Below are 11538 nucleotides of genomic sequence, written 5' to 3'. Positions count from 1 at the left end.
TCAAAAAATCGGAACTGAGGCCTATCCCTGCCCAAATATGTTTATCTTACAAAATACCAGTCCGAAGTGGAACTCATTCCTTCAGCGAACTCGTATCCAGACTGGTTGAACGTCTTTAATTCCTCAGGATTTCTCAGCTTGTTTTTGATGGCAAAATTAGTCATCATTCCTCTCGCTTGTTTGGCGAAAAGTCCGATTACTTGGTATGAACCGTTTTTATATTCCTTGAAATGAATGTTTACCACGGGGATTTTGAGTGCCTTCCTATCCACCGCTTTGAAATATTCCTGAGAGGCCAGGTTGATCAATGGCTCGCCTTGGGCCGCTTCATTGATCGCCTTGGCAATTTTGCTTCCCCAATACTCATAGAGATTTGTTCCCTTTTTGGTCTCCAGCCTTGTACCCATTTCCAGTCGATAGGGCTGAATCAAATCCAGGGGCTTCAACAGGCCGTAGAGTCCTGACAAAATTCGTAGATGATTCTGTGCAAATTCAAAATCTTCAGGTGAATAGGTGTCCACTTCAATTTTGGTGTACACATCCCCTTTGAATGCGAGAAGAGCCTGTTTGGAATTGTCGTGGTGAAATTCCTTTTGAAAAGTCTTGTATCGCTCTTCGTTTAGCTGAGCCAGGTTGTCGCTGATGTGCATCAGCTCAGCAATTTCATTTGCTGATTTTTTTTTCATGACTTGAACCAGATTTTTGATGTCTGAGCCAAAGTCAGGAAGGGAGAAATCTTTGAAGTTTGGGGTACTATAATCCAGCGTTTTTGCAGGAGAAATAACAATCAACATACTTATTGGATAATCGTAATCGCTTTGGTTTCGGATTGGGTGAGATTTTGCTCTCGGGAAGTAAACCTCACGACCACGGCATATGTTCCGTTGGGCACAAATTTTCCGTTTACAATTCCATCCCAAGGACAGAAGGGTTGTCGAGGTTCAAGGTTTTCATGTTCACAATAAAAAATAAGCTCTCCCCAACGGTTGAAGATGAAAACCTCAACCTCATCAATGTACTCATTGGCATATAGGATGAAATTTCGGTTGGGATCTCCCAAAACCACTCCATTAGGGTAGGTTATTTTCAGTCTGCAGTCCTCCTCTACGGTGAAAGCAGCCACATATTCACACCCTAAATTATCAGATACCCTCAGTTCATAGTTTCCGGGTAAGGTAGGAGTGAAGATAGCATCTTGTGAAACTTCTTCTCCATTCAAAATCCATGAATAATTGTCATAGACACCCGGATTGATACTGCTCGTATTTCCTTCAATGGCACAAATGGTGACGATCTCAGCTGGAACCACAGGTGGAATTATGGTGGATTTTCTTACCTCCCCAATTGCTCTTCCCAACTCGCAGCCAAATTCGCTTCGAATGATGACTTCATAAGTTCCTTCTTGAGTCACTACAATTGAGGAGAGATTGTCCAGTAATGGCAAACGGCTTCGGGTTCCGTTGACCACCGAAAACCATTCCAGTTCGGCCACCCGACTTAGGTCTGTGACCACATTTATCGTCGTGCTGGTTTGATCGATGCAGAAAGGCACAACGTCCAAATTCACCAAAATTGGCTCGGAAAGGATAGTAGCCGTAAAATCCACACGTTGTGTCGGGCATAACCCCCCTGCTGCAGGCTGCACTTCCAGGGAATAGCTTCCATCCCGACTTGGGGTAAATGTATCTCTTCTTCCCACAATCACTCCCAAATCATCCCGCCACAAGAAGATCACGTCTGCCGGATTGGCGTTTCGTAGGATAGCCTCAAATCTCACTCCGGTCTGGCAATCCACAATTGGTGCGGATACATCAAAATCGATAGGCTGGCTGAGATTGACCACCATCACGATTTCCTTGGGACAATCTACATTGGATGGATCTTCACCCCGCATCGTGTAGGTCCCGGATTGGTTGAGCGTAAATACCCCTGAAGCATCCGGATTGATGATGCCTCCTGACGAATTTCGAAGTGTGTACGTTAAAGGATTGGGACCTGTTGGGGTGAAAGAAAATTCTTCACAGGCCGTCACATTGGTAGGTACTGAAAATATTACCTCAAATTTTTGGGCAATGGTGTACACAGTTTCATCAGGGATGGCGCAACCGGAAGGGTCCTGAATTTCTACCAAATATTCCCCATAAGGAACCTCAACATCAAAACTGGCTTGATTAGGAAGCGGTCCGGTAAATTCCAGCCCATCACCTTGCCTCACGATCCGGTAGGTTCCTATTTGAGCTGTTCCACTGCTGAAAGTAATGGTGATTTTTCCGGGATCGACACCGTTGGTACCACAAGTTTCATCTGTGGTACTTACGGTAAATTCATAAAGTGACGGAGGATTGAGATTTTGGATAGTCACCGAAGCCAGATAAAGACAGCCCGCTGCACTTTCCGCTTCAATGGTAAATAATCCCGGAAGTACCCCATTGACCGGAATAACGTCCCCTGCTGAGACATTGGTAAAACTGAGACTCAATTCAGGAATCCGTACTTCCGAGGCATTGGCCTGCATTGCGATTTCAAATGCACCATCGGCTGTGGCACAATCGGTAGCAGGATTGGTAGCTGTCGGGACAAATAGCGGAAGCTCATTGACCAGTAAATTCACTTTTTTCTCAACCACACAACCTTCCAAAATCGGGTCTTCTGTGATAAAGATGATTTCATATTGGCCAGGCCCGGGAAGATTGTTGATGAAGAGTTCCAATTCAAAAAACTCTCCTAAGGAGACGCGGTTTCCATCCTGATTGCGCTCATAAAACCATTCGCCTACTATAGGAGTGTCAGGAGCAAAAATCACTGAGGTTTCTTCAAAACATACTTCCTCAGCGGTTTGAGTTAGATCAAATTCGAAAGCAGGTCCAACAAATACCTCTGCGGTGGATGGACAAGTTTCAAATAAGGCTGCTTCATCTTCAGACAATCCTGCGGGAAGTCTATAACTCACTTGGACGGTGTAGATACTTTCCTCATCCACAGTGATGGAATTGGAATTTTCATCTCCAAAAATCTGTCCTGCGGCATTGGTCCATTGGAAGTCATACAAACCGTCAGCCGGATCATACCCGTCAATCGCTGTTAGGGTGACAGGGTTACCCACACATAGGGTTACATCAGAAGCCAAGGTCAAAACCGGAGGCGCTACCACTTCAATTTCTCCGGTAAAGCTGGCATAGTTGATTTCATCACATCGGTCTACTCTCAGTTCGACGGTGTAAATGCCAGGTCGGTTAAAGGTTTGTTCCAAGGTTTGAAATTCCTCTCCGGGACCACCAAATTCATTTCGGATCACTGTCCCATCCTCATGGGTAATCGTCCAGAAATAGGAATCGATATCTGGCTCACCACCGCCTTCCAATAAAGCCTCCGCTCCCAAAGCAGGATCAAGGCAAAGTCTAGGAGGTAAGGCTAAGGCAGGTTCAGGAATAGAACTTCCGGAGTTTTGAACGAAGGAAGGCAACCCAAGATTGGATGTTCCGGGCATGGGCTGAACGGCATTTTGATTAAACGTACTGCTCGCAGTACATCCGGTACCCACCTGAATCTGACCGATTCGATTATCTCCGACGACGGCTACATAGATTTGACCATCTGAGGCGATCTGTAGCGCTCCTAAATTAAGGCCGGCTGTACCGCCTACTTGCTTTTTGGTGCTAAGAATACAGGCTTCGCGTTGTGCCCGGGTACTTGCTCCATCGAAACATGCCGGACAGGACGCTGCATTCGGATCATTGTTGTCCACCGGTTTGATGATAAATTCCTCTATTCCTGGGCCTCCGTTGCGGTAAGAAACCAACACTCGGTCCGAATCCTGAGAAAATTCCAAACCATAGACACTTCCGCTGCATCCCAAATTCAATCGGGCATACTCGGTCAACTGACCGGTCTGCTGATCAAACTCAAAAATCTCAGTTCGATTACACCCTCCCTCCGAAATGGTCACTGCCAACTTGGTGCCGTCCGGACTGAATTTCATAGCTCCGACTCCTGAGTTGAAGCCATGGTTGCTGCCCACCGAACTGATCACTGGCTGCCCGATGCCGTTACTCGTCACGGGGTAGGCCCTGAAGGAATTGTTTCCTAGCTCATGAAACATCACCCAAGTAGTATCACCCGAAGTCAGTGCAGCGCTTTGCTCTGTGGATGGGCTGAACAGGAAATTATTTTTGGTAACTACATTCCCAACCCCCGTCTGGTTTTCGGATTTGATATCGACCAAAGAATAGCTAACCGTATTGGAACCACCCGCAGATGCTTGGGTGGTAAAGAGATAGAACAAGGTGGGTTGGGTAGGTACCCCCACTGCAATGACGGATTGGCTGGCGGAATTGTCTCCTCCTATATCACTGCCATTTTCCATCAAGTCTCCGTTGAGGTCCCAAACAGATTGTCCGTCAGTGAAAAACAAAACCTGTCCGGCTTGGTCAGAAATGGTAGTCGTACCCGCAGGTATATTTTGTGGATGTCGCTCCGCTATTGGTCTTGGGACAGGCGCGTTTTCGTCATCCGGATCGGGATTGAAATCCAGTCCGGCACCATCTCCGAAATACCAGATGTTGTTGGTTTGGTCTGGTACATCCCACATTTTCACCCGTACTTCAGCATAGGCATAGCAGGAGGAACCCGGCTCTCTGACCAATACCCAATACAATCCGGGGCGGCAGACCTCATTCGGTTCCTTTCCTATCCATCCTTGGTCCCGTTTATTTGACCAAAAATATTCATAGTTGTTTCCGCCACCACCGGGAGCTTCTCCTCCTTGTTGGCCACTTTGAGATTGAGCCTGTAGAAAAGCTTCAATGTCAATACAAGACTCGCAGACTGTGGTATCCGATGGAGAAAAATTTGCTTCGAGATTATTCTCTGTCAACGGGATGTCTTTGCTCACTTCCCGGGTGGTACCGTCTGCAAACTCTACAGTTAGTGTCACCGAAATGCTCGTGCCCTGAGCAGCATCCTGAGGCACCAAAAAGTGCTCTTGCTTGTAATCTGCGGGAAGCGGGTTACCGTCAGAGTCGGTCAGTGGAGGACTGAATTCCCAGTTGAATGAAACCGGACGATAGTTTTGAGGCGTAATTTCACTGCTTAGTTGGACGGGATTATTGGCACAGGGCTCTTCGGGATCCCAAGTGAAATCAACGGAAGGATCAATGTCGGCATTTGGAGCAAAGACCGGAAATACAGTGCCACAGAAATCTGTACCGGCAAAAGGATCCTCTTCTAATACGACATCGGTTAGATTGCTTTCATCCGGATTGGTCACTCTCCCGATCAACTGGGGTCCTCCGGGTACTTCTTCGTAAATGTAATACAGCTGTCCGTCGGGACCGGCTTTTACATCGTAAACCTGATGTAATCCAGCACTGAGCGGGATTTCTTCCGGAGTGGCAGTTAGATTAGAAGTCGGGACACGAAACAGCTGATTTCCTCGGGAGAAGTAAATAAAATCTCCATCGGGAGAAAACTCCGCTCCGTTGATTGGCGCAGTTCCTCCCGAATTGGCAATCGGTTGAGGGCTTCCGAAATTACCCGAGCCCGTATCAAAAGTGACCACTAACAAATCGTCTCCGGGATTTTCTGGGATCAGGATAAGTCTTCCGTTTGCTTCATCAAAAACAATCCCTTTTGGGGTAAAAGGGATGCCTTGGGTATCAGTTTCGGAGAAATCACCGGCAGCAGTTCCAAATCTCCGGGAAATCAAATTACCACCTGCAAAGCTGATTAAATACGAAGGAGATGCAGAAGTCTTGACCACTAAAAGAGCTCCTTGTCCGGGTCCAATTGGCTGATTTTTGGAAATAATCTGCCCAAGCGGTCTCTCATTTCCTGTTGCCTGTCCGGGAGCATTCATATCCACTACTGCGTAGTTCAGTTGTCCACCCGGTGTGAGATAAAAGATATAGAAAAGCTTGTCTCCATTTGGATCATATTCCAGAAAACCGGTTGCTACGGTTTGCCTTCCATCGATATTTCCATTCAGCCCGGGTGCGTTGCCTTCGATTGGACTTCCGCTAAAATCATAGACCAGTACGCCATTGGTGTAGAATAATGGCTGTCCGGTGATCGGGTCAATAGCTATGGCATTATTGTCTTTTCCGATAATCACCGAACCCGGTAATGTCTGCACATTGGCGGTGCTACCTTTTCCAAAAGATAAATAGCTGTTATCCCCTGACCCACAATTACCAAAAATCCATTCGTTATCATTGAAGCCCTGGCCCCAAGCGGGATCGACCATTCCACAAATAGTAATTAAAAGGGAACTGGTAAAAATTAAAATGAACCTTATGGAATTAGGGCTGCTTTTCATATTTTTCGCACTGCTTACTAAAACAACCTTCAAGAGGATTCGTTTAGAAGCTGACTGAATATTCAAATAAACGAACAAATCCTTGTTACGGTCTCTACTGGTTTTGGTTTTTTTTGCGGCAGTGTGGTTTTCCACAATGACATCTGGGTTTGCCCAGGATCCGCAATATAGCCAGTACTATGCCGCGCCCCTTTATCTCAACCCTGCGATGGCAGGAGGTGAGCTTACCGGAAGAGTGGGCTTCAACTATCGGAACCAATGGCCCTCGATTGATGCGCAATTCACCACTTTCTCAGCCTATTATGACACCTATCTGCCGGACTATAACAGCGGAATCGGGATCCATGTCATGCAGGACACAGAAGGTGCTGCCAAATTGAGATCCACTTCTATTTCTGCCTTGTATTCCTATGAACTCAAATTGGCAGACAATGTCTATTTCCGACCGGGATTTCAGGCAAGTTATATCCGTAGGGAAATAGGGTTTTATGAAAATTTGGTTTTTGCTAATCAAATCAATCCCAATGATCCCTTCGGTCCCTTGTTTCCGGGCACAGATATCCCGGGATTGGGAGATCCTGTGGGGATGCTTTCATTATCCGTCGGTGGATTGTTTTTTACTGAAAATGCCTGGGCCGGTTTTTCAGCCCATCATGTCAATCAACCCAATCAATCCTTTATTGATGGGGTAAGTCCTCTCCCCATGAAGCTTTCTTTCCATGCCGGTTATCGGATTTCTTTGGGAGAAGGAGGAATGAGAGGAGATTTTACACACATTAGAAAGCAACGCTATTTCACCCCTACTGTCAATTACAAAAGACAAGGCCCTTTTGAGCAATTGGATTTGGGAGCATATTTCTATGTGGAGCCCATTGTTTTTGGTCTGTGGTATCGAGGTCTACCCTACAAGCCTGTTGAGAACCAAAGCAACAGAGACGCTATTGTCATGATGGTAGGAGTCAATCTGCTGAGTGGCCTGAACATTGGCTACAGCTTTGACTACACGGTTTCCCAATTGGGGATTCAATCCGGTGGTGCACACGAACTCAGCCTTTCCTGGACGCTTCCCAATGCCTATCAGGGAAAACCTTCCCGGAGGGATACCATTCTTCCCTGTCCCAAATTCTAATTTTTCGGTATGAGTGTAGAATCACTGAAATACCTGCTAGTCGGGGTATTGGTTTTTGGATATTCAGTAAGAAAGATACTGGGATACCTCAATGTCACAAATCCCATCCCAGACGTACCCGATACACTCTCTGAATATCTTAGTCAATCCAAGCTTCAGGAATCAAAGGACTATCAGCGGGAAAATTTCAGATTTAAATTTCTGGCAGGAACATTCTCCTTTCTGGTTACCTTCCTTTTTATTACCCAAGGGTGGTTTGGAGCGATTGATACTTGGGTTGGAGGTTTTGGATTTCAGCCTTTGATCAAATCCTTGGTGTTTTTCGGGCTTGTGTTTGTAGGTTCTGATATCCTCAGTCTTCCATTTGATTACTACGCCACCTTTGTTATTGAGGAAAAATACGGGTTCAATAAGACCTCTGTCCAAACTTTTTTCTCGGACAAAATCAAAGGCTATATCCTTTCTATTCTGGTCGGGGGAGGACTGCTGATGGTGTTCCTTTGGCTGATCCACCAGATGGGTAAAGATTTCTGGTGGCAATTTTGGCTGGTTGCAGTAGTTTTTATGGTACTGGTCAATTTGTTTTATACTGCTTGGATCCTACCGCTTTTCAACAAACTCACACCTCTGGCAGATGGAGAGCTGAAGCAAAAAATCATACACTACGCACAGTCAGTGAATTTCCCTTTGGATAATATTTTTGTCATGGATGGCAGTAAGCGGTCTTCCAAGGCAAATGCATTTTTTTCCGGATTTGGGAAGCGGAAAAAAGTAGTGCTCTACGACACCTTGCTGGAGCAACACCCGCCCGACGAATTGGTGGCGGTATTGGCCCATGAAGTAGGACACTACAAGAAAAAACACATCGTTTGGGGGATGGTGGCCGCTGTATTTCAGGTAGGCTTGATGTTGTTTTTGCTGGCACAATTTATTTTTTCAGAAAAAATGAGTCTGGCTTTGGGAGGTCAAGCTTGGTCCGCCGAATTGAATATCATCGGCTTCACCATGCTTTTTGCCCCCATTTCCATGATTTTGGGAATCGGGATGAATTGGCTCAGTCGAAAGAATGAATTTGAAGCCGATGCCTTTGCCAAGGAAACCTTCGAAGGCAGACCATTAGCCGAAGCGTTGAAAACCCTTTCAGTCAAAACACTGAGCAATATCAATCCGCATCCGTGGTATGTCTTTGTGAATTACTCCCATCCACCGCTTTTGGAAAGGCTTGATCGATTGGAGAGGTAAGTGGATGGATTGGAAAATTCAAAGATTGGAATATTGGAAGATTTTTGCCCAAAAGCCAAAAGACCGCCAAGTATCCTCGGCGGTCTTTTCAGTCAATTTTCTAAGTATCGATATTTTGTCCCTCAGACCTTGAATCTAAAGTCTTGTGTCTGATGGCTTGTCCCTTGTTTCTCGACGCCGGCAGTTAGACTCTATAAAACTCCTCCCAGCCTTTTCTCGGGGGCATGCCTGCTAAGACTTGATTTGCAAGAGGATTGTTGGTGATCTGTCTGGTTTCCCGATCAAATTCCAACTTTACTCCCATTTGCTGAGCCATTACCCCAAGACAGAATACCTGACTGAGTGGTCCTGCAATTTCAAAGGGTGATCGGGTTTTTTCCTCTCCTTTGCAGGCTTTTAGGAAGTTGGCAAAGTGATTGGAGGGACTTTGAGGTACTTCAGGAAGTTTGGATTCCCATTCTTTTGCCTTATCCGGAGGAATGATCGAAAGGGTGCTTCCGTGCGACCCGCCTTTGAATGTCAAGTCTTTGCTGTAAATGATCTTTCCGGGATTCAATCTTGCAGGCTGAATCTGTCCGTTGCTTGGTGGCGGAATATTGGGGTCCAATTCGGACACTCCATACCCATCGGGTACAGCAGGGATATTGTCCATGCCATCATACCAGGTAATGGTCAGAGGGGGCATGGCGCCACGCGCAGGGAATTTGAACTCCAAGGTGGTAGAAGTAGGGAAGAAAAACATATTGTGTCCGCTGAGCTTTACCGGGTTGATCTCACTAGGAAGCCCCAAATCCAAAAACTCATGTGCCGTGTCGATAATGTGCGCGCCCCAATCGCCCAAGGCACCCATGCCGAAATCATACCAGCAGCGCCACTGTCCATTGTGAAAGTCTTTGTGGAAGCCATGAGGCTGGGCTTGACTCAACCATACATCCCAATCCAAAGTGGAGGGAACAGGTTCTGGAGAGGGGAATTTGGAAATATTCGTGTCCCAACCATGCCAACGTCTTCGACTGTTCATGTGGGCAGTGATGGCGGTCACATCTTTGATGATTCCGGCATCTTTCCAGGTTTTAAATTGGAAATAATTTCCTTCGGAATGGCCTTGGTTTCCCATTTGGGTAGCCAGTTTGGGATATTTTTTGGCGGCAGCCATCATGAGGTCCACTTCCTGAAAGGTTCGGGCCATGGGCTTTTCTACATAGACATGCTTTCCCTCTGCCATCGCCATCATCGTAACCGGGAAGTGCGAAAAATCCGGTGTGGCGATGCTCACGGCGTCAAATTCTTTTCCGATTTCGGCAAACATCTTCCGGAAGTCCTGATACTTTTTGGCTTTCGGAAACATATTCATAACCTCAACAGTCTGTGGGGCCCCCATGTCCACATCGCAAAGAGCGACAATGTTACACAGGCCGGTTTTGTCCAGGGCTTTGATGATTTCATTGCCCCGGTTGCCGATGCCGACACAGGCCAGGTTTACTTTGTCCGAGGGGGCCACATAGCCCATGGATTTTCCAAGGACTGATGGGGAAATCAGGGTGAATCCCGATAGCCCCAAGGCAGCTGTGGCTCCGGTTTTCAGAAAGTCTCTTCTATTGGTTGACATAGATTGGGTTGATTTTGGGAGGGAATTCTTCTTTTTGGTTTTCTAATCTACCCAACTCCCGTCAGAATTTCGGTTGAGCTGCTAAAAATCAACGGAAACCATTGCGGAACCAATTTTCGGAATCAGTCTGATTTTTCCATTTCATTTTTATCTATCTTTTCTTCGCTTTTCCCCCAAATTCATCATACTATGAAAGACCTCGCCGATTTCCATCGCCCGATTACTGATCTATTTGACCAACCCAAAACAGCCTCTGACTGGGAACCATACCGCATCAGCAAGGAGCAGGTGGAGTTTTTTCAGGAAAATGGATACTTGGCGGATATTAAGCTGTTGGACGAGCGCCAAATCGAAGCATTGAAGAATGCCTTGGATGAAGTGATGGACCCGAAGCATCCACTGCATCACCTCTTTCATGAGTTTCACAGCAATGAATCCGGAGACCCGAATAAAGTCCTTTTCCATTCCTTAGGACATTGGCGGATTGCAGAAGCCTTTCACGATGTGATCTGGAATCCTGCCTTTAGGATGGTTGCCTCACAGCTTTTGGGAGATCGACCCGTAAGATTTTGGCATGATCAGCTTTTCTGCAAGCCGGCGCATCATGGAGGAAATGTAGCCTGGCACCAGGATTACAGCTATTGGACCCGCACGATCGAGATGCAGCATCTGACCTGCTGGTGTGGCTTGGATGATGCGACGGAGGAAAATGGCTGTCTGCAATATGTGCCGGGTTCGCATCGATGGGGCTTGTTGGAGAAACCTGCCCTGGCAGGCGAAATGGACGGATTGATGGCCATGATGACGGAGGAGCAAAAAGCCAATTTCAAACCGGTGGCCATTCCATTGAAAGCCGGGCATGCAGCATTTCATCATCCACTTTTGGTGCATGGTAGCTTTGCGAATTTTTCTCCCAGATCAAGAAAAGCATTTGTCCTGAATGTCTTTGCAGATGGGACCGTTTCTGATACCAATGAACCGCTATTGGAAGGTGTTCCGGTGATTCCCAAAGGCGAAAAAATGGGCGGCAAATTCTTTCCGTTGATTTTTGACCCGGGGAGATTGGAAGATTGAAAAATTTGAAGATTTGAAAATTGGAATAATTTCAATGTTCCATGTCCCAAGAATCCTCCTAATTCTATACTCCTAATTCAATGTTCGATAATCTTCCAAATTCTTTCTACTACTTCGTGGCAGGTACTTTTTGCTACTTTCGCGTACTTCGTATTTTCCAAAGGGATTAAG

6 protein-coding genes are annotated in these 11538 nt (G+C 46.4%); 3 read left to right on the top strand and 3 right to left on the bottom strand.

Features of this window, described 5'->3' with window-relative positions:
- Window positions 1–41 precede the first annotated feature (41 nt).
- Together yaaA and CLV31_RS07430 are read right to left on the bottom strand one after the other, a co-directional pair.
- Window positions 42–794, bottom strand: a complete 753-nt coding sequence (gene yaaA / locus CLV31_RS07435; RefSeq protein WP_111392245.1) for a peroxide stress protein YaaA — start codon at window positions 792–794, stop codon at window positions 42–44.
- Window positions 795–796: 2 nt separating this feature from the next.
- On the bottom strand, window positions 797–6241 hold the full coding sequence (locus CLV31_RS07430) for a gliding motility-associated C-terminal domain-containing protein (protein ID WP_245943348.1): 5445 nt from the start codon (window positions 6239–6241) through the stop codon (window positions 797–799).
- Between the two features lie 154 nt (window positions 6242–6395).
- Here CLV31_RS07430 and CLV31_RS07425 point away from each other — a divergent pair, with 154 nt between their 5' ends.
- Both CLV31_RS07425 and CLV31_RS07420 read left to right on the top strand, forming a co-directional pair.
- Complete coding sequence (locus CLV31_RS07425; RefSeq protein WP_111392243.1) at window positions 6396–7442, top strand: PorP/SprF family type IX secretion system membrane protein; 1047 nt, start codon at window positions 6396–6398, stop codon at window positions 7440–7442.
- A 9-nt stretch (window positions 7443–7451) separates the two neighbouring features.
- The gene (locus CLV31_RS07420) at window positions 7452–8684 is read left to right on the top strand and encodes a M48 family metallopeptidase (protein ID WP_111392242.1); all 1233 of its coding nucleotides are present in this window, start codon (window positions 7452–7454) and stop codon (window positions 8682–8684) included.
- A 184-nt stretch (window positions 8685–8868) separates the two neighbouring features.
- On the opposite strand, the gene CLV31_RS07415 is transcribed toward CLV31_RS07420, so the two are convergent.
- Entirely contained in the window at window positions 8869–10293 is a 1425-nt protein-coding gene (locus CLV31_RS07415) for a Gfo/Idh/MocA family oxidoreductase (RefSeq protein ID WP_111392241.1), read from the bottom strand.
- 189 nt (window positions 10294–10482) lie between these two features.
- Here CLV31_RS07415 and CLV31_RS07410 point away from each other — a divergent pair, with 189 nt between their 5' ends.
- Window positions 10483–11367 carry a phytanoyl-CoA dioxygenase family protein gene (locus CLV31_RS07410; protein WP_111392240.1) on the top strand — a complete coding sequence of 295 codons (885 nt, stop codon included), beginning with the start codon at window positions 10483–10485 and terminating at the stop codon, window positions 11365–11367.
- The last annotated feature ends 171 nt before the right edge of the window (window positions 11368–11538 follow it).

This window comes from Algoriphagus aquaeductus (assembly GCF_003253485.1).
GTDB lineage: Bacteria > Bacteroidota > Bacteroidia > Cytophagales > Cyclobacteriaceae > Algoriphagus > Algoriphagus aquaeductus.
This window is presented reverse-complemented; position numbering and strand designations above follow the sequence as displayed.

Coding starts and splice junctions, on each gene's coding strand:
- yaaA (WP_111392245.1), bottom strand. CDS start 794: ATGTTGATTGTTATTTCTCCTGCAAAAACGCTGGATTATAGTACCCCA.
- CLV31_RS07430 (WP_245943348.1), bottom strand. CDS start 6,241: ATGGTCGATCCCGCTTGGGGCCAGGGCTTCAATGATAACGAATGGATT.
- CLV31_RS07420 (WP_111392242.1), top strand. CDS start 7,452: ATGAGTGTAGAATCACTGAAATACCTGCTAGTCGGGGTATTGGTTTTT.
- CLV31_RS07415 (WP_111392241.1), bottom strand. CDS start 10,293: ATGTCAACCAATAGAAGAGACTTTCTGAAAACCGGAGCCACAGCTGCC.
- CLV31_RS07410 (WP_111392240.1), top strand. CDS start 10,483: ATGAAAGACCTCGCCGATTTCCATCGCCCGATTACTGATCTATTTGAC.